This is a genomic window from Methylophaga sulfidovorans, assembly GCF_900114205.1.
GTDB lineage: Bacteria > Pseudomonadota > Gammaproteobacteria > Nitrosococcales > Methylophagaceae > Methylophaga > Methylophaga sulfidovorans.
The window spans coordinates 97,614-116,685 of sequence record NZ_FOSH01000007.1 but is presented as its reverse complement, the minus strand read 5'-3'; the positions used below and the strand labels follow the sequence as shown (position 1 = coordinate 116,685).

Sequence of the window (19,072 nt, the reverse complement as noted above, 5' to 3'; positions counted from 1 at the left end):
GCAAAAATCTTGCTGTAACCATAAGGTTACGAGCTTTAGAACCGCGTTATTTTATAGATCAACATTGAATCAAGCAAGTTTATTTCAAACAAAAACGCCTTAGACTTTCTCAGCCACCAGCATGGCTTGATTTCGCCAACCGGACTCAAGCTGCCCCAAGACTGATTCTTCACGGTAAACCCGAACCTTAAGACAGCTAAACATACGCAGCAACTCATTATCATCTAATAAAAAATCAGGATTGCTTGGCCCAATCTCATGAACTTTATTCCGACAAAAAGTCTGGTAAAACAATACACCTCCAGGCTTTAATGCTTCTGTAATCACATCAGCCATATCTCGTACTAAAAAGTGCGAGACGACAATAACATCATAAGTGTGAGCTTCAGGTGGATTAGCGATGACATCACGCTGTTGTGTCCGAATATTAACAAGCGCTTTTTTATCTAATTGGCTAATAGCGACCGATGAAATATCCCAACTCTCGACATTTAATCCTTTATCAGCCAGAAAAAGACTATTACCACCAAGACCACAAGCCAGATCTAATGCCAAGCCAGTCTTAGGTAATAAATGCTGGTTTTGCTCTAACACTAATGAAACAGTGGGCACCTCGTCATGGCGCTTCGTGTAAATCGCATCCCACTTTTGTTGAGCATCCATCATTAACGGCGCCAAAAAGCCGGCGTCAACAACACCAGTAAGGTAAATATTTCTAAGCGTCCCAATAGCATAGCCATCGCTAACACCCATTTCGATGGGGAATTAATATCGCCGAAATTAGCCCCGACTTCGCCCAGACCAGGTCCTAAATTATTCAAGCACGCCGTTACTGCCGAGAATGAAGTCACCACATCAAGACCGGTCGACATCAAAAATAAGTGCATGATGCTGAAACAGAAAACATACATGGCAAAAAAGCCCCAGACCGCACCAACGACCTTCGCAGGCAAAGCCTTACCATTCACTTTAATGGCAAAGACTGCATTAGGATGAATCAGACGTAGCACTTCACGATAGCCCTGTTTAAACAACAGCATGATACGAATAACTTTAATTCCGCCACCTGTCGAGAAAGCACAGCCACCGATATAACTTACCATCAATAATAAGATAGGTAAGAAACCTGGCCAGAGGTAATAGTCTGTGGTGGTGTAGCCAGCAGTTGTACCAATCGACACTGTCTGGAAAATTCCTTGATGCACAGCGGTCCATACATTATCGAAGGTACCACTGAAATACAGATAACTTGAAGTCACTACCGATATAACACCGAGAATGGCTAGATAGGTACGTAATTCAGAGTCTTTCCAGTAATGTTTAATACTGCGGTGACGCCAGGCAAGAAAATGTAATGAGAAGTTCATCCCGGATATCAGCATGAAGACTACGGTGATCATTTCTATGGTGGCACTGTCGAAAAAACCAATGCTGGCATCGTGTGTAGAGAAACCACCAATGGCCACCGTTGAGAAACTATGACAAATGGCATCAAACCAGGTCATGCCCGCAACGCGAAAAGCGATAGCACAAGCCACCGTTAATGATAAATAAATATACCAGAGCGCTTTGGCTGTTTCGGTAATGCGAGGGGTCAGCTTGGCATCTTTCATCGGTCCTGGCGTTTCTGCACGATAGAGCTGCATGCCCCCCACTCCCAGTAATGGCAGGATGGCTACAGCTAATACGACAATCCCCATACCGCCTAACCATTGCAAAAACTGGCGATAAAACAATACCGCTTTAGGCAGCGTATCTAAGCCTGTGAGAACGGTTGCCCCTGTTGTCGTTAATCCCGACATTGATTCAAATACAGCATCGGTGAAGGACATTTTGGGGACTTCAGTCAAAAAGAAAGGTAATGCCCCCGATAAACCCAACGCAATCCAGAACATCACTACCACGATGAAACCATCGCGTATTTTTAACTCTTTACGGTGATGTCTGACAGGCAACCAAAACAATAAACCAATGATGACCAGTAAGACGAATGCCATTAAAAACGCACTGCTCGCCCCATCTTTGTAATACCATGACACTAAAACAGGTGGCAGCATGGTAATGCTGAACAGCGTCAGTAAAATCCCCAGAATGCGTTGAATCGTTAGTAATTGCATGATGTTTAGCTTAAATCCGTATGTCGACGGAAATAAAACCACGCCCCCAACATAAGTAATATAAGAATAAACACCGGCCAGCGTTTAGCCATCACATACGGTGTTGTACCTTGCCTGGGTTGAACTTCGGCCGTTAGAGTGGCTTGCTCGAACTGAGGCGTTTGTGACTGAATACGCCCTTTATAATCTACAAATGCTGAAATACCATTGGTTGTAGCCCTGACTAGAGGCCTCTCTGTTTCGAGAGCCCGGCTTCGTGAAATTTGTAAATGTTGGTGCGGCGCAAATGAATCCCCATACCAGGCGTTATTGGTAGCGTTAACCAGGATAGAGGCTTGAGGCAAAGCATCTAGCACCTCAAGTGAAAACACATCTTCGTAACAAATAGAAATACCGACTTGTTGTCCCGAGGCTGTCAACAGACTTTGTTTCTCTGGCCCCGGAATAAACCCTGACATGGGCAAGTCAAAAAAAGCAATCAGCCCCCTCAGCCAGGCAAAAGGTACATAGTCACCAAATGGCACCAAATGACGTTTATGATAAAAACCGGCATCAGCGCCGGCGACCATCATACTGTTGTAATAGTCTTGGCCATTTTTATCTTCTACCGGCAACCCCAACAAAATATCCGTACCATGTTGTTGGGCTTCTTTTATTAATGGATCAATATAAAAGTCTTTTAACTGATGATAAAAAGCAGGAATTGCATTCTCAGGCCAAACGACCAACTGACTATCCCAATGCTGCTCAGTTAATGTTTGATATAACCTCAGCGTGCTGACTAGCTGTTCAGAACTCCACTTCACATCCTGTGGTACATTTCCCTGCACAATGGTGGTTTTAATTGCTTCGCCTTCCGTCTGAGTCCAGTCGACAGATTGCAGTCCTTGTCCCCCAACCCAGATGACCATAACAGGAAGTATGAATAACGGTTTTTTGTATTTAAACAAAATAAACAAACAGCTTGCTGTCAGAGCGACCAGGAAAGAGACAGCATTCACCCCCACCACTGGCACCCAACCAGCTAACGGACCTTCGATCTGGCTCACGCCCAGTTCTAACCAGGGAAACCCACTCAAAAACCAGGCTTTGAATAATTCAAAGCCAAACCAGGCAATGGGTAGTAACAGTGCGATATCAAATAAGGTAAACGTGTAGGAAGAGAATTTCTTGACCAGCCAGCCAAATAAGGCCAGGTAGGAAGCCAGGATGGCGACAAACAAAAAGGTCAGCATGCCCGCCAGGAACCAGCCAGAATGCCCAAAGACATGAATCGCTACATAGACCCAGGACACGCCAACACCAAACATGCCGAGTCCAAATAACCATCCGCGCCAAGCGGCTTGATTTGGTGTGGTGTTATTCCAACTGGCAAAGAGCAGAATCAGGCTGATAACAGCAATCGGGTAAAAATTAAAAGGTGAAAATGCCAGCGGTAACAGTGCTCCGCCAAATAATGCAACGATATGTCCTTTCCAGCCCTGCATTGTCAGCCCATTACTTTTTTGCATTATTCGGTATCAGCTTCTGGCTCTTCTTCAGGTGGTAAAATCACCATTTTCATCAGATATAAACGACGATTGTCCGCACGTAGAATAGTGAACTGGAAACGATCAATCGTAATTTCCTCACCACGCTCAGGCAAATGACCAAACTGATTGACCACATAGCCACCGACGGTATCAAAATCCTCATCACTCCAATCCGTTTCAAAAAACTCATTGAAGTCTTCAACCATGGTTAAGGCTTTGATGGTGTATGTATTTTCATTTCTTTGCAGAATCGGTGCATCATCGTCAATATCATGCTCATCTTCAATTTCACCGACGATTTGTTCCAATACATTCTCAATGGTCACAATACCGGCAACACCACCATATTCATCCACCACGATGGCCATATGATTACGACGGGCACGAAATTCGCGTAACAACACATTCAAACGTTTGCTTTCAGGGATGAACACGGCTGGGCGTAATATTTCACGCAGGTCAAAATTAAAGTCACCACTATTTACAACAGCGGTTAGTAAGTCTTTGGCAAGCAGGATACCGATCACATCATCCCGGTCATCATCCATCACCGGAAAGCGAGAATGGGCCGTTTCAGTGACCAGCTTTAAGGTTTCTTCAGGGGCAGCATCACGTGACACCATGACCACTTGCGAGCGTGGAATCATAATATCGCGGGCTTGCATTTGTGACACACTCAACGCACCTTCAACAATGGAAAGTGCCTCTGAATCCAGAATATGACGCTCAGAAGCTGAACGAATTAATTCGATCAGTTGTTCCTGATCCTGAGGTTCCAAAAACAAATTACTCAGTTTTCGTACCCAGGATTGATTTGCTAAGCGACTCGGTCGTCCTTCACTCATGATTCCACTCCCTGCCATTCATAGGGATTAGCTATATCTAATTGATGCAGAATATTTATTTCCAACGTTTCCATCTGTTCCGCTTCATCCGATTCAATATGATCATAACCTAGTAAATGTAAACAGCCATGAATCACCATATGTGCCCAATGATGTAGCTCAGCCTTACCTTGCTCTTGTGCTTCTTTTCTTACCACAGGAACGCAAATCACTAAGTCGCCCAATAAACGTGGCTCTAACTTAATGGGTGCATCAAAAGGAAAAGACAAGACGTTGGTTGGCTTATTTTTGCCACGGTACTGACCATTGAGTTCAGCACTTTCTGATTCATCGACTAAACGAATACTGAGCTCACAGTCTTCATTGACTTCAAATAGTGCAGCTTCAGCCCACTGAGTAAACAGTGCCTCATCCGGTATATCACCGTCATAAGCACACTGAAAATCCACTATCACGCTCATGCTTTTCGGTCAGCCTTATCGTATGCCAAGATGACTTTTTGTACCAGCGAATGTCGAACAACATCTTTTGCCTGGAAGAAAGTAAAGCCGATGCCATCCACATCCTTCAACACTTCAATGGCGTGACGCAAGCCAGAACGTGTTGATCCGGGCAGATCCACCTGGGTGATATCACCGGTAATAACTGCGGTGGAGTTATAGCCCATACGGGTGAGGAACATCTTCATTTGTTCGACAGTGGTATTTTGCGCTTCATCAAGAATAATGAATGATTCATTTAGCGTTCTACCACGCATATAAGCAAGTGGCGCTACTTCAATGACATTACGTTCCATTAATTTAGCAACCCGCTCAAAACCCAGCATTTCATATAAAGCATCAAACAGTGGTCTAAGATAAGGATCGACTTTCTGCGCTAAATCACCTGGCAAGAAACCAAGGCGCTCGCCAGCTTCTACTGCGGGTCTGACCAGTACAATTCGACGGCAAAAATCACGCTCCAAAGCTTCCACGGCGCAAGCCACAGCAAGATAGGTTTTACCGGTACCAGCAGGCCCCACACCAAAGTTAATATCGTGGGTCATTACCCGGCGTAAATACGCTTGCTGATTTTCACCACGGGCTTTAATCAAACCACGCTTGGTTTTAATCACCACTTCTTTATCTGGCTCTGCCGCCGCTGACACAGCTTCACCACCACTTTTGCGGATGGCCATATGAATCTGTTCAGGCGCTAATACCGTTTGTGCTGTCTCAGCATACAAGTCATGAATGACTTCCTGAATTAAAGTCAGTGTGTCTGCCGGACCGATAATCTGGAAATTAACACCTCGGTTATTGATTTCCACACCAAAGCCACGTTCCATCATACGAAGGTGTTCATCCATATGACCACATAGATTAGCAAGACGAGGATTATCGGCTGGGCTTAGCTCGAAGTTAATGCTATCGAGCGCTTGAGAAGTTTGAGTCACTATAAAATTCCGATGAGCTTAAAGTGCAACGCTATCAGCGAGTAATTCGCCGCGCAAGGAGTTTGAGAAGGCCTCTTCAATGCGCACATCCACAAACTGACCGATAAGACTACTGTCACCGGGGAAATTCACTACCCGGTTATTCTCTGTACGACCGGCCATATCACCGCCACCACGATGTGCTTCGCGCTCAACTAAAATACGTTGTGTGGTGCCGATCATGGCTTTGGCATGCTCGTCTTCCAACTCACGCAAACGATCCTGCATGATTTGCAGACGGCGTTTCTTTTCTTCTTCGGAGACTGAGTCCACAAATGCCGCAGCGGGTGTACCAGGGCGAGCGCTATAAACGAAGCTGAATGAATGATCGAATTTAATCTCATTGATCAAATCCATAGTCGCCTGAAAGTCTTCTTCTGTTTCATTGGGGAAACCGACAATAAAATCACTCGACATACTTAAATTCGGTCTGACTTCCAGTAGGCGGCGGATCTTACTTTTATATTCTAAAGTGGTATGACCACGCTTCATCATAGTCAGAATACGATCAGAACCAGACTGAACCGGTAAATGCAGATGATTCACTAACTCCGGCACTTCGGCAAATGCCTCAATCAGGCTGTCAGAAAACTCAACAGGGTGAGAGGTAGTAAAACGAATACGTTCAATACCATCAATTGCTGCCACATAATGAATCAGTAACGCTAAATCGGCCGTTTCATCATCTTCAATCACGCCTTGATAAGCGTTTACATTCTGACCTAACAAGTTAACTTCACGTACGCCTTGTGCGGCCAGCTGACGAATTTCACGCAAAATCGGGCCAACTGGTCGACTGACTTCTTCACCACGGGTGTAAGGCACCACACAGAATGTGCAGTATTTACTGCAACCTTCCATCACCGAAACAAAAGCGGTTGGGCCATCTGCTTTCGGTGCCGGTAGATTATCGAACTTCTCAATCTCAGGGAAAGAAATATCAATGCTGGGTTTGCGGCTGATTTTGACTTCTTCCAACATCGCCGGAAGACGATGTAATGTTTGCGGCCCAAAAATCAGGTCCACATAAGGCGCACGTTTACGAATCGCTTCCCCTTCCTGACTGGCCACACAGCCGCCGACACCAATCACTAAATCGGGACGCGAGTCTTTCCAGCGTTTCCAGCGACCAAGTTGATGAAACACTTTTTCCTGCGCTTTTTCGCGGATAGAACAGGTATTAAGCAGTAATACATCTGCTTCTTCTGGAATATCTGTGGGTTCTAATTGATGAGATGCCGCCAGGACTTCTGCCATTTTTGATGAATCATACTCATTCATCTGACAGCCGAATGTTCTGATATAAAGTTTGCCAGCCATAGTTTCTGCTAAAGTCAAAGGGCGCACAGGATACTATTTTTTAGCTGATTAGTACATACAAGTGATTGTTTTTACTAATAACTGCAAATATAGTGTGGGAAGGAATAACAACAAGGAAGTGAATCATGGCAATCAAGGATTGGCCTGCCGATGATCGCCCTCGAGAAAAGCTTTTATTATCAGGTGCTAAGGCACTTTCTGATGCAGAGCTTCTGGCGATTTTTCTGCGCACGGGTGTAAAAGGATTTTCTGCTGTCGACTTGGCACGCAAACTCATTGATGAATTTGGCTCTTTACGACAATTATTAGAGGCGGACCAACAACAGTTTTGTAAAGGCCATGGATTAGGCCAGGCAAAATACGTTCAGCTTCAGGCGGTTCTGGAAATGGGTCGTCGTCACTTAGAATCCAGTTTAAAACATGGCGATGCATTTACAGATGCCGACAATACCATGCGTTATATCAAGCAACGTTTACGAGCCTATCCTCATGAAGTATTTGCCTGTCTATATCTGGATAACCAGCACCGTTTTTTGCAATTTGATGAATTATTTCGCGGCACGATTGATGGTGCCAGCGTGTATCCGCGTGAGGTAGTCAAAGCAGCACTAAAACATAATGCCGCTGCGGTTATCCTTGCCCATAATCATCCCTCTGGTGTTGCTGAGCCCAGTCAAGCTGATATCCATATAACCAAACGTATCAAGTCTGCGCTCGATCTGGTCGATATCAGAGTACTCGACCATATAATCGTTGGGGATGCAGAGGTCACTTCATTGGCACAGCGAGGTTGTCTTTAACTGAATCAATTGCCATAAACATGAGTGAAATCACCCATTTTTCTGCTGTTTGATATCTCTACTATTGTCCAATTTTATAATTAAAATGATAAGAGAGAGAATCCTATGAAGTCACTGAAGGTATTCAGTCTGGGCTTTTTGCTAACGCAAAGTATGAGTGGCTATGCAGCTGATAATGCGCTGATAGATGATGCCAGCTTAAGCCTGGGTAGTTTAGTTGTATCATCCGATAGCACGGGGCCGCTGACCTCACGTAACCTATCGACATCGGTTGATGTACTTAACCAAGATCGTATTGAAGATCAGAATGTCAGTTATACATGGCAGCTTTTTGACCAAATGCCAGGCGTGATGTTGACCCAGTTCGGTATGGGAAATGAGTCCGGCAAAATTTCCTTTCGTGGTTTTAATGGCGAAGGTGAAGTCAATGCAGTGAAATTGCTGATTGATGGCATTCCGAGCAACCAGAATTCGGGCAATATGCCGTACCTGGAATTGCTCACCCCATTAGAAATTGAGAGTATTGAAGTGGTGCGCGGCACCAATGATCCACGTTACGGCTTGCATAATATAGCGGGTAATGTAGACATTTTTACTCGACAAGGCGGCAACTATAATAAAGCCCGTGTCACTTACGGCAGCTACGCAACACGAAACGTGCAGTTTATCAGTGGCATTGAAAGCAATGGTTTTTCCCAGAACTACGCAATCAGTTATCTCAACTCAAACCGCTATCGTCACCACAGTGATATTGAAAAAAGCACATTCTCTGGTAAGTGGTTTTATACACCCAATGACGGTCGCGCCCAAATCGGCTTTATTGCCAGACACGGTAAGGCAGAAGCACAAGAAGCCGGTTATCTGACACGAGCTGAAGCTCATCATGATCCTGAACAATCACGGCCGCATAATGAGGCTGATGGTGGTGACCGTATGATGAATCAATTCAGTGCTCACCTGGATATAGATATCACCGATAATCTGTTCTGGAGCAGCAAGGCTTATTTAAATGAGTTGGATGAAGACCGTTATGTTACCTATGCTGCTGGGGGCAACCATAATGAACGACTCACAGAAGAAGAACATAAAGGGGTTTTAAGTACCTTAACCTGGCGGCCAGATGTCAGTTGGGCTCATGAATTCAGCCTGATGGGCGGAGTAAGTGCTGAATTTCAGAACAATGAAAGCCGTCGTTATCTGGTGGATATGGATAGAAACAGAACAGTACAAAAACGTAATCAAAAATTCGACTTTGATATTTATGGTGGATTTATTCAGGCCATTTATAAACCTACTGAGAAACTGAAAATTGTTCCCGCTTTCCGTGTAGATACGGTGCGTGGCAGCTTAAATGATAATGGCACCCATCGTGGAATTAACGATTACGGTAATATCAGTCAGCCTAAACTCAGTGCGGTTTATTCTTTTAATAATCAATATGCTTTGTATACCAATTGGGGGAAAACCTTTCAGGTCGCAGATGGCGCATCTAGCTATAAAAAAGTCGGTGTCCCAGAGCTGAGCCCTTCTATTAATGAAGGCTGGGAAGTAGGACTGAAATTTACACCCACAGACTGGTTAAATGGTCGGATCGCTGTATGGCAACAAGTAGCATCAGATGAATATAAAAAACGTTTAGGCGATCCTGATGGCAATAGTGAAAATATAGGAAAGACCCAGCGTCGAGGCATTGATTTCCAATTCAATGCACAAGCCTCTGATAAACTTGGTCTTTGGTTTGCTGCATCCTACCAGGATTCAGAAATACTCAAAGCCGGTGCAGAAACACCTCTTAATAAAGGCAATGAGATCGATCATGTACCACATTATTTAATTGATGCTGGCGCAGACTATCAGGCTACACCAAAGCTTAAGCTATCCTCTTGGATCAGCGCCCAAGATGATGCATATTTAAATCAGGAAAATGATACCAATAAATATGGCCAATACGTTTTAGTGAATGCCTCAGCTAGCTATGCACTGACTCAAAAAGTGACTTTAGATCTTGAACTTAAAAATATATTTGATCGCTATTATGAATATGTCTGGTGGAGTAAAGACTTTAATGAAACGTTACACTCTCCTGGTGATGGTCGCTCAATATACGGCTCTATTCAATATGACTTTTAATCATTCATGAAAAAAGCCCGACAGCTTTGGCTGAAGATTCATACCTATCTTGGACTTAGCATTGGTTTATTGCTGGTCTTATTAGGTCTGACAGGCAGTATTTTAGTGTTTTATCTACAGTTCGATATCTGGTTAAATCCAGATATCGAAGCTGTTTCAACGGCACCTGTCAGTCAACAACAAGCTGTTTTTGATCAATTACATCAACAATTCCCTACCCGAACTGATTCCTGGCGTATTGAACAACCGCTTCATCCGGGCTGGCCAATTATGGCGCGTTATTACACGCCAGTTGAAACTCGCGGCTTAACGTTTGCTCCTTTAATGGTCACCATTGATCCGGTCACCTTAAAGATCACCAGTAAACGTTTCTGGGGTGAGTTTACGATGACCTGGATCTACAACCTTCATTACGTTCTATTGCTGGATAAAACTGGCAAAACCTTTATTGGCATAATTGGCCTTATTAGCCTGATATCACTGATTTCTGGAATGGTTTTATGGTGGCCAGGTTGGCATAAGCTAGGTCGAGCGCTGGCTTGGCGTTTACGTTCCAGCTACGCAAAAAAAGTGTTTGATCTGCATATTCTTTCTGGCAGTTATGGCTTTATTGTGTTGTTAATGCTGAGCTTAACTGGCGCCGCACTGGATTTACCCACGCAAACACATCAGATTATTAATGCTTTTTCACCATTAGCCACCAGCCCTAATCTGGCACGTTCGCAACAGCAGCAAGGTAAACAGCCTGTAATCTCAGCCGATACGGCGGTAAAGTCTGCTTTTAAGTTATTCCCTGATGCTGAGTTACGCTGGGTAGAATCACCGGGTAGCGAAAAAAATAGCTGGCGAGTAGTTTTCTACCAAGAGGGTGAACCGAGCCGTCGCTTTCCTAGAACACAGGTGTGGGTGAATGCTTTTAATGGCAATATTGTCGCTAGTCGGGATGGATTGGCTGATAAAGCCGGAGATAAAGTCATCAACTGGCTACACCCCTTACATAATGGCGAAGCCTTTGGTCTGACAGGCAGGGTTATTGTATTTATCTGTGGTTTTATACCGCTAATTTTGTTTGTTACCGGCTTATTACGCTGGCAACAAAAGCGGCACGCTAAAGTGCGTACCGCTTATCGTCATCATTAATCTTCGTCCCAGTCTACAGGCGTATCTTTAAAGACTTTTTTACCGGTAAACATCGCTGATACAAGACCATTACGTTCCCGAAGCTCGCTATATACGACACCCAGAATATGTAAGATGATAGTCAGGCTCAGTATCCAAAATACGATTTCATGTATTTCTTTAAAGGGTGAACGAAAATCTCGCATTTGCTTGTAGCTGGCTTCATCGACACCTTCTTTGGAATAAGGCTGAATCAATGCTTCTGTTTGTGGACTTTCGGCAATCCAGGCTTTAAAACTATCGCCAAACGGTGGCATATAAACATCGGTGCCACCAATCACCAAGCCAGTCACCGCTTGTGTAGTTAATAAAATAAATAACAAGGTCACCATCAAGCGAGCCAGAGGATTATGCCCGGCAAATCCAACAGGTTTACCCTGCTTTAGACTCTCCAGATAGACCTGACGCTGCTGTTTATACTTTTGCCCCAAAGGCAAAATAGCTGCCCAACGACTAAAACGATTACCAATAAACGTCCAAAACAGTCGGATGGCTAGATTAATTGCAAACACATATCCCACGTAGACATGCCATGTTTTTAGCAGAATCTTGCCTTCTGTCGTTACGCCCAAGGCTTTGCTGTTCATAATAGCCACACCAATTGCAATCAATGCAATAATGGACAATACGTTTATCCAGTGAAACCAGCGAACCGTACGGTCCCATACAGGATATTCAGTTAATGTTCTCGCCATTTGTTTTTTCACTTCTCTCTCCTTATTTATCTACTTATCAGTAGCCATTACCCATTCATAGAAAACCAAGAATTTGGGTGAGCTAATCCTGATATTAAACTTGCTCATATAAAACATTGAGTGACATTGTCTGGCTTATTCTTTTCTCTCTCAGGGTAGTATGTTGAATTCAATATGCCTTCTTCTGTTTTGTAATGAAACACGATGTAACTTATCAAAAGCTTAACCGTGGGTAATAAAGACTCAAATTCCAGTCCCTGCTGGAGAAAATAATGCAGTGAATTTATGGTGGCGAGGATGGCTCTATGCTGTTCATCAATAATAGGGACCTGCTGACTGAACTCATCTTGCCATACTACTAATAATGGTCTATCCATATCACTCACTCCTGCAAGCTATCTCATCAGACTGAAAATGGATATTTAATGGCTTCGTGATAGTGATAATCTTTCACCTCAAAATCATCCAGTGTGACCCAGGTTTCCAGATCCTTTAATGATTTAATCTCCGGGTTAATGTGTAAGCTAGGTGAAGGATAAGGATCACGTTTCAACTGTACATCACGCATTAACTGCAGCTGATCTTCGTAGATATGGGCATTCACAATCTTATGGTAGGCCTTACCCGGCTTCAGTCCAGAAATTTGCGCCATCATTTTGAGTAAAAAGAACACCTGCACCTGATTGAAATTTAAACCTAGTGGCACATCACAAGAACGTTGATAGGAGGTTAAATACAAGGTATCGCCTAATACTGAAAAAGTGTGAGTATGCATGCAGGGTCTCAGACAGCCCATATCAAACTCGCCGGGGTTGTAAAAGGTCAGAATTTCGCCACGATCATCAATGCCGCGTTTCAAATCATCGGCGATTTTTTGTAACTGATCCAATGTTGAACCATCAGGCTTTTGCCAGCGACGGCCCTGAACACCATAAACCCGTCCCATATCATCTTCACCTTTGCGGTGAGGATTATTAAGCCAGTCTTTATTATCATTGGCATTGGCATCCCAGGTACGGCAACCAATGGTGCGGAAATCTGCTGCGTTGTCATACCCTCGCATGTATCCCAGCATTTCGGCAATTGCCGCCTTCCAGTAACTTTTCCGGGTGGTGATAAGTGGAAATTGATTATTAGCAACGTCATATTCCAAATCGGCATTAATAACCGTCAGGCAACGTTTTCCTGTACGTTCATTTTCAACCCATTCACCTTCGTCAATAATACGTTGGCATAAATCCAGATACTGTCTCACTCAGAAGGCTCCAATTCTCACTGCAAAATTGCTGATGATTTTGGCATTGCTAGGTCAGACAGACAAGTTCATTAAGGTGACAGATTATACTTCTGCATACGATATAACAGCGTATCTCGACTAATACCTAACAAACGGGCCGCTTTAGAACGATTTCCAGCCGCCATATCCAGCGCTTGTTCAATCAAGTCCAGTTCCACATTTGCGAGCTCTATACCACTGGGCGGCAGCACAAACTGATGTTGTTCTATGGCAACTTCCGGACGCATCTCTCTCGGTAAATCACCCGGCTGTAATAATTCACCAGCATGTAACAAAGCAAGACGCTGACATAAGTTTTGTAACTCTCTGACATTGCCTGGCCAACGGTAATGTAAAAGACTCTGCTCAGCTTCTTTGGATAACCGCACAACGGCATTATTACCTGCATACTCTTTTAAGTAATGCTTCATCAGTAAAGGAATGTCTTCGACACGATCGCGCAGGGCTGGTAATTCAATTGGTACCACCTGTAAACGATAAAACAAATCTGCTCGGAATCTTCCCGCCTTCACTTCAGCAGGCAAATCAGCACTTGTCGCTGCCAGAATACGAACATCTGCGACGTGCAAACGGTGACTTCCTTGTAACTGACACTCACCCGCTTCTAAAAAGCGTAATACTTTTGCCTGTACAGATAGGGGTAAAGCATCGACTTCATCCAGAAAGACCGTGCCGCCTTCAGCCGCTAATAAACGTCCACGAAACGTTACTTCCCCTTGTTCATTACTTCGACCAAATAAATCCAACTCAACATCTTCTGTTGGTAACGCAGCACAATTAATAGTAACAAGCGTGTTATCACGACGACGACTTTGTCCATGCAGACTTAAAGCGATTAATTCTTTACCTGTACCCGTTTCACCACTGATAAGCACACTGGCATCACTCAAAGCAATCATCGGTAAGGTTCGCAGAATATGGGTTAAATCAGGCGACTGACCTAAGATCCTACTCATGTTACTTACCCCTGCATCGGATGTTGGTGGTCAGGCATGGCATGGTGTTCATGCATACTTTCCATTGGCCAGAATAAGGTTGCCAATGCCATCAGAATAATCAACAAACCAGCCGCTTTACGTAAGCGTGGAGAGCGCCCTAAGGCAGCTAACATACCAGTAAACAATCCTGCCCCCATTACCGCAGGTAATGTGCCGGCACCGAATGACAGCATAACCAAGCCGCCTTTCACCGGATCACCTGCGGTTGCCGCCACAGCTAACGCTGCATAGACAAGTCCACATGGTAACCATCCCCAAACCATGCCAAGAAAAAAGGCCTGACTCACTTTTCTCACTGGTAAAAGCTTTTGTCCAAGGGGTTGTAACCAACGCCACAAAGGGGCGCCCATACGCTCAGCACGGGCAAACTTTGGAAACCAGCCTGCCAGATATAAACCCATGGCAATCATCACAATGACTGACAATATCCTAAGTATCCAATGTGCATTCAGTTGTGTCAGTGGCGTGCTCAACAGACCAACAATAATGCCAGCAAAACTATAGCTCAGAATACGGCCAATATTGTAGTTAAAAACAAATGGCAGCATACGCCGCTGACTCTCCCTCACCTCTTTAGGCAAACTCAGCGTCAATGCGCCGATCACCGAACCACACATAGCAATACAATGCACTGTACTAAATAAACCGAGTAAAAATGCTGTGATATAGGAACTGGTGATAGCCGCCATGCTTAAAGTTTTCTCTTAGGTTTTAATTTAATGAATCAGATTATCACGCCATTTCAGCATGAATTTGTGTCATTTCACACACTAATTTTTGAAAAAACACACTTTTTAACCATAGTAACTTCTTATTATCACTTATTAGATTGCCTGAGAGAGAATGTATAATGAAAAGAACAAGTTTATCACTTAGCATCATGCTAAGTTTATTCCTACCATCGCTTGCGCATGCCGAGCACGATCATGATGTTAAAGAATTAGAAAAGGTTACGGTCTCTGGAGAAGCTATTCAGCCTTTACCCCAGGATGATGCCGATCTTAACCTGCAAGCACTTAAATCAAAACGAGCTGCATCAAGTGATACAGCATCCTTACTGGATGGTATTCCCGGCGTATCACTCTATGGTGCTGGTGGTGTATCCAGTCTTCCAGTTATTAGTGGCTTGGCAGATGACAGGCTGCGTATCAAAGTTGATGGTATGGACTTAATTTCAGCCTGTGCCAATCATATGAATCCACCACTGTCTTATATTTCGCCCACTAATGTGTCTGAATTAAAAGTCTATTCAGGTATCACACCCGTCAGTAGCGGTGGTGACAGTATTGGCGGCACCATCATTGTTAAAAGCAAACAACCAGAGTTTGCCAAAGATGCAAACAGTGTCTTGAAAAAAGGAGAAATCGGCGCATTCTACCGCAGTAACGGTGATGCCCGTGGTGCTAACTTATCAGCCACTCTGGCGACTGAAAATTTCAGTTTGAACTATACCGGTTCAACCAGCAAAGCCAATAATTACGATGCGGCGGATAATTTCAAACCTGCTGGACCAGCAGCTTCTGATCGAGGTTGGTTAGATGGTGATGAAGTCGGCTCAACTGCATATGAAACACGCAACCACGCTCTTAACCTTGGCTTTAAGCTCGATAATCACGTATTGCAATTAAAACTGGCACATCAGGATATTCCTTATCAAGGTTTCCCCAACCAACGTATGGATATGACCGAGAACCGCAGTAATAGTATAAATCTTATCTATAATGGGCTTTTTGATTGGGGCACGGTAGAAGCTTCTGCTTATCATGAAAAAACACATCACAAAATGCAGTTTGGTGATGATAAAAAATTCTTATACGGCGTTGATGCGCTCGGTATGCCAATGGAAACCGAAGGCAGTAATACAGGACTCTCACTAAAAACAGAAGTCATGCTCAACCAACGTGATTTATTACGAGTTGGAACAGAGTTACAAAAATACCGTCTTGACGATTATTGGGAAGCCTCAGGTTCAACCGGGATGATGGCACCCAATACCTTTGAAAATATCAATAACGGTCAACGTGATCGTTATGCTATCTATACAGAATGGGAAGCTGATTGGACCTCAAAATGGACGACATTAGCTGGCATTCGTCATGAAACAGTGAAAATGGATGCTGACAACGTTCAGGGGTATAACACAACCAATTACAATCCTACGGCTTTTAATAACGCAGATAAAAGCAAAACCGATAACAATCTTGATCTAAGCTTATTGGGACGTTTTACCCCATCTGAAAATGCCAGCTATGAATTTGGTTATGCCCAAAAAACACGTTCACCTAATCTTTATGAACGTTATGCCTGGTCAACCAATGGTATGGCCATGCGTATGGTTAATCTGGCCGGTGATGGTAATGGTTATGTCGGTAATGTAGATCTGGATCCTGAAGTTGCACACACCATCAGCTTTACAGCCGACTGGCATGATGCTGATAAGCAGGACTGGAATATCACTTTCACTCCATACATTAGTTATGTGAATGACTTTATCGATGCCAAACGCTGCAGCGGTCAAGCAGGTATGATGGCTGTTTGTACAGCGGCTAATTTAACCACAACCGATAACTTTGTGTATCTGCAATACGATAATGTCTCAGCGAAGTTATACGGGGCTGATTTGTCTGTAGCAAAACATCTCTATCATGATGACAAGATTGGCCATATTAGTGGGCAAGCAGTATTCAATTATGTACGAGGCAAAAATCGGGATACCGGTGACAACCTCTACAATATTATGCCTCTGAATGCGACATTCACACTGCAACATGAAAAAGGTGCTTGGCATAACACTGCCGAATGGCAAGTGGTTGAAGCGAAAGACCGTGTTAATCATGAGCGTAATGAACAGGAAACTGCCGGTTATGGCTTATTAAATCTACGTACCAGCTACGAGTGGAAACAGGCACGTGTTGATTTTGGTATCGACAATGTATTGGATAAAGCATACAGCCAACCATTGTCAGGTGCGTACACTGGTCAAGGAGCGACAATGGGCACATCGGTACCTTGGGGCATCACCGTTCCAGGTATGGGCCGTTCATTCTACACGGCGCTTAGTTACTCTTTTTAATTGATACAAGGCGTCTCTGAACTTATTCAGAGACGCCTTTCTTCATTTAACTTAGGCTACCACGCTCAGCTTTAAATCCACTTTTTTCAATTGCTCAACTTCGTGAGCTAGATCAGCTTCCGTCAGCGGATGCTCTTTCAACCAGCCATCAGGCAAAACCAACATCATCTTTTTACCATCCAGTTTCAGCTTGATATAGGTATCAGCGCGTTCAGAGCGACCACGATTAAAGACCATGGCCAACCTGAGAAGCACTGTTAACCGTTGTGTGGTTAACTGCATTTCGTCTGATAATTTATTGATATGTTTTTTCGGGAATGAGCGACGTTGTCCTCGTACCATCACTGATAAGGCATGCTGTTCTTCACGTGAAAAACCGGGTAAATCTGAATGTTCAACCAGATAAGCCGAATGTTTATGGAATTGGTTATGGGAAATAGATAACCCCACTTCATGTAGTTTGCACGCCCATTGTAGACGATGCAGTAGCTCATCGTGGTCCAACTCCCAGTCATGCGCCACTTGCTCATATAACTGTGTCGCCATCACGGCAACTCGCTCAGCATGCGCCTCATCGACATGGTAGCGACGCATCAGTGCCAACACGGTTCTATCACGCTCATCATCATGCTGAATACGGCCAAGCAGGTCATACAATAAACCTTCTCTTAACGCACCATCAGCGACAATCATCCGCTCTATGCCTAATCGCTCAAACGACGCAGCCAGTACACACAATCCCCCGGCTAAGACATTATTCCGCTCTTCGGACAGCCCTTCGAACTTTGCCTCTTCCACACTGCCAGCTTCGATAAGATGGTTGACCATCTTTTCCAGTGCCTTGGCGGTGATCACGCCATCATCTGCCCAGCCGTGCTCTTTGCAAACATTGGCTACCGTACGAATCGTGCCTGATGCACCAACAGCTTCCTGCCAACCAGCCTGACGATAAGGTCGCTGAATATAACGAATACGTCTTGCCGCAGCCAACATCGCATGTTGCATCTGTGTCGCCGTGGTTTTGCCATCGGCAAAAAACTTTTGTGAAAAACTGACACAGCCCATTTCCAGACTTTCACGCATCAAGCCTTTAAAGCCATCACCAATAATATATTCGGTACTACCGCCACCGATATCCATAACTAAACGACGGCTATCATCAAATCCCAGTGAGTGAGCCACACCCAGATAAATCAGGCGAGCTTCTTCTTCACCAGTGATAATTTCAATCGGATGACCTAAGGCGAGACGCGCCTGACGTAAAAAACGGCGTGAATTATGCGCGATACGTAAGGTATTAGTACCAACCACCCGAACACTGCCGTATGGTAAATCTTTGATACGCTCACCAAAGCGTTCCAAACAGGCTATTGCGCGTTCCTGAGCTTCCAAGGAAAGGTAGTGATGTCTGTCCAGTCCCGCCCGCAGCTGAACCATCTCACGAAGTCGGTCGACCACCTGAAAGTGACCATCACGCATCCGGGCGATGATCATATGAAAGCTATTAGAGCCGAGATCCACCGCCGCTAGCACATCATGATTTGTATCTTGCATAACACCTATCGATTCGTTTTTCGGTTTATTCTGCACTAGCTGATTGCTTGTGGACAAT

Annotated in this window: 17 protein-coding genes; 4 read left to right on the top strand and 13 right to left on the bottom strand. The window is 44.3% G+C overall.

Annotated features, from left to right (window positions below; all coding sequences use genetic code 11):
• Positions 1-99: 99 nt before the first annotated feature.
• From BM232_RS07565 to miaB, 7 genes are read right to left on the bottom strand one after another with little or no spacing between them, the layout of a single operon-like run.
• Positions 100-666: a class I SAM-dependent methyltransferase gene (locus BM232_RS07565; protein WP_091713064.1), complete on the bottom strand. Its 567-nt coding sequence runs from the start codon at positions 664-666 to the stop codon at positions 100-102.
• On the bottom strand, positions 666-2,117 hold the full coding sequence (locus tag BM232_RS07560) for a TrkH family potassium uptake protein (RefSeq protein ID WP_091713061.1): 1,452 nt from the start codon (positions 2,115-2,117) through the stop codon (positions 666-668). Before BM232_RS07560 ends, BM232_RS07565 begins: the two co-directional genes overlap by 1 nt.
• 5 nt (positions 2,118-2,122) lie before the next feature.
• Positions 2,123-3,628 (bottom strand): apolipoprotein N-acyltransferase, encoded by a 1,506-nt coding sequence (lnt, locus tag BM232_RS07555; protein WP_091713058.1) that lies wholly within the window; start codon positions 3,626-3,628, stop codon positions 2,123-2,125.
• Positions 3,628-4,494 carry a CorC family transporter gene (locus tag BM232_RS07550; RefSeq protein WP_091713056.1) on the bottom strand — a complete coding sequence of 289 codons (867 nt, stop codon included), beginning with the start codon at positions 4,492-4,494 and terminating at the stop codon, positions 3,628-3,630. The genes lnt and BM232_RS07550 overlap by 1 nt, the downstream gene beginning before the upstream one ends.
• Positions 4,491-4,955 carry an rRNA maturation RNase YbeY gene (gene ybeY, locus BM232_RS07545; RefSeq protein ID WP_091713054.1) on the bottom strand — a complete coding sequence of 155 codons (465 nt, stop codon included), beginning with the start codon at positions 4,953-4,955 and terminating at the stop codon, positions 4,491-4,493. Before ybeY ends, BM232_RS07550 begins: the two co-directional genes overlap by 4 nt.
• On the bottom strand, positions 4,952-5,929 hold the full coding sequence (locus BM232_RS07540; protein WP_091713052.1) for a PhoH family protein: 978 nt from the start codon (positions 5,927-5,929) through the stop codon (positions 4,952-4,954). Before BM232_RS07540 ends, ybeY begins: the two co-directional genes overlap by 4 nt.
• An 18-nt stretch (positions 5,930-5,947) precedes the next feature.
• Positions 5,948-7,288: a tRNA (N6-isopentenyl adenosine(37)-C2)-methylthiotransferase MiaB gene (miaB, locus tag BM232_RS07535; protein ID WP_091713049.1), complete on the bottom strand. Its 1,341-nt coding sequence runs from the start codon at positions 7,286-7,288 to the stop codon at positions 5,948-5,950.
• Positions 7,289-7,413: 125 nt separating this feature from the next.
• On the opposite strand from miaB, the gene radC reads away from it, so the two are divergent.
• The 3 genes from radC (at position 7,414) to BM232_RS07520 (ending at position 11,358) form a co-directional block, all read left to right on the top strand.
• Positions 7,414-8,088 (top strand): RadC family protein, encoded by a 675-nt coding sequence (gene radC / locus BM232_RS07530; RefSeq protein ID WP_091713046.1) that lies wholly within the window; start codon positions 7,414-7,416, stop codon positions 8,086-8,088.
• 105 nt (positions 8,089-8,193) lie between these two features.
• The gene (locus BM232_RS07525; RefSeq protein ID WP_245752844.1) at positions 8,194-10,218 is read left to right on the top strand and encodes a TonB-dependent receptor; all 2,025 of its coding nucleotides are present in this window, start codon (positions 8,194-8,196) and stop codon (positions 10,216-10,218) included.
• Between the two features lie 6 nt (positions 10,219-10,224).
• Positions 10,225-11,358 carry a PepSY-associated TM helix domain-containing protein gene (locus tag BM232_RS07520; protein WP_091713044.1) on the top strand — a complete coding sequence of 378 codons (1,134 nt, stop codon included), beginning with the start codon at positions 10,225-10,227 and terminating at the stop codon, positions 11,356-11,358.
• Here the strand turns inward: BM232_RS07520 and BM232_RS07515 are convergent.
• From BM232_RS07515 to BM232_RS07495, 5 genes are all read right to left on the bottom strand, one after another.
• Positions 11,355-12,104: a cytochrome b/b6 domain-containing protein gene (locus BM232_RS07515; protein ID WP_091713042.1), complete on the bottom strand. Its 750-nt coding sequence runs from the start codon at positions 12,102-12,104 to the stop codon at positions 11,355-11,357. The two genes, BM232_RS07520 and BM232_RS07515, sit on opposite strands and share 4 nt — an antisense overlap.
• A gap of 92 nt (positions 12,105-12,196) precedes the next feature.
• Positions 12,197-12,469: a hemerythrin domain-containing protein gene (locus BM232_RS07510; RefSeq protein WP_245752843.1), complete on the bottom strand. Its 273-nt coding sequence runs from the start codon at positions 12,467-12,469 to the stop codon at positions 12,197-12,199.
• A gap of 26 nt (positions 12,470-12,495) precedes the next feature.
• Positions 12,496-13,347 carry a thymidylate synthase gene (locus BM232_RS07505; protein ID WP_091713040.1) on the bottom strand — a complete coding sequence of 284 codons (852 nt, stop codon included), beginning with the start codon at positions 13,345-13,347 and terminating at the stop codon, positions 12,496-12,498.
• A gap of 71 nt (positions 13,348-13,418) precedes the next feature.
• Entirely contained in the window at positions 13,419-14,345 is a 927-nt protein-coding gene (locus BM232_RS07500) for a sigma 54-interacting transcriptional regulator (protein ID WP_091713038.1), read from the bottom strand.
• A 5-nt stretch (positions 14,346-14,350) separates the two neighbouring features.
• Positions 14,351-15,076: a sulfite exporter TauE/SafE family protein gene (locus tag BM232_RS07495; protein WP_091713036.1), complete on the bottom strand. Its 726-nt coding sequence runs from the start codon at positions 15,074-15,076 to the stop codon at positions 14,351-14,353.
• A 161-nt stretch (positions 15,077-15,237) separates the two neighbouring features.
• Here BM232_RS07495 and BM232_RS07490 point away from each other — a divergent pair, with 161 nt between their 5' ends.
• A complete protein-coding gene (locus tag BM232_RS07490) occupies positions 15,238-17,460 on the top strand; it encodes a TonB-dependent receptor (protein WP_091713033.1) in 2,223 nt (740 codons plus the stop codon).
• A gap of 51 nt (positions 17,461-17,511) precedes the next feature.
• Here BM232_RS07490 and ppx read toward each other — a convergent pair whose 3' ends face one another.
• Entirely contained in the window at positions 17,512-19,014 is a 1,503-nt protein-coding gene (gene ppx, locus BM232_RS07485; RefSeq protein WP_091713241.1) for an exopolyphosphatase, read from the bottom strand.
• Positions 19,015-19,072: the final 58 nt, after the last annotated feature.

What these genes read in the sequence shown, in the direction of transcription:
- BM232_RS07495 (WP_091713036.1), bottom strand. Translation starts at nt 15,076, where the DNA reads ATGGCGGCTATCACCAGTTCCTATATCACAGCATTTTTACTCGGTTTA.
- ybeY (WP_091713054.1), bottom strand. Translation starts at nt 4,955, where the DNA reads ATGAGCGTGATAGTGGATTTTCAGTGTGCTTATGACGGTGATATACCG.
- lnt (WP_091713058.1), bottom strand. Translation starts at nt 3,628, where the DNA reads ATGCAAAAAAGTAATGGGCTGACAATGCAGGGCTGGAAAGGACATATC.
- BM232_RS07565 (WP_091713064.1), bottom strand. Translation starts at nt 666, where the DNA reads ATGATGGATGCTCAACAAAAGTGGGATGCGATTTACACGAAGCGCCAT.
- radC (WP_091713046.1), top strand. Translation starts at nt 7,414, where the DNA reads ATGGCAATCAAGGATTGGCCTGCCGATGATCGCCCTCGAGAAAAGCTT.
- ppx (WP_091713241.1), bottom strand. Translation starts at nt 19,014, where the DNA reads ATGCAAGATACAAATCATGATGTGCTAGCGGCGGTGGATCTCGGCTCT.
- BM232_RS07520 (WP_091713044.1), top strand. Translation starts at nt 10,225, where the DNA reads ATGAAAAAAGCCCGACAGCTTTGGCTGAAGATTCATACCTATCTTGGA.
- BM232_RS07550 (WP_091713056.1), bottom strand. Translation starts at nt 4,494, where the DNA reads ATGAGTGAAGGACGACCGAGTCGCTTAGCAAATCAATCCTGGGTACGA.
- BM232_RS07560 (WP_091713061.1), bottom strand. Translation starts at nt 2,117, where the DNA reads ATGCAATTACTAACGATTCAACGCATTCTGGGGATTTTACTGACGCTG.
- BM232_RS07490 (WP_091713033.1), top strand. Translation starts at nt 15,238, where the DNA reads ATGAAAAGAACAAGTTTATCACTTAGCATCATGCTAAGTTTATTCCTA.
- BM232_RS07510 (WP_245752843.1), bottom strand. Translation starts at nt 12,469, where the DNA reads ATGGATAGACCATTATTAGTAGTATGGCAAGATGAGTTCAGTCAGCAG.
- BM232_RS07525 (WP_245752844.1), top strand. Translation starts at nt 8,194, where the DNA reads ATGAAGTCACTGAAGGTATTCAGTCTGGGCTTTTTGCTAACGCAAAGT.
- BM232_RS07500 (WP_091713038.1), bottom strand. Translation starts at nt 14,345, where the DNA reads ATGAGTAGGATCTTAGGTCAGTCGCCTGATTTAACCCATATTCTGCGA.
- miaB (WP_091713049.1), bottom strand. Translation starts at nt 7,288, where the DNA reads ATGGCTGGCAAACTTTATATCAGAACATTCGGCTGTCAGATGAATGAG.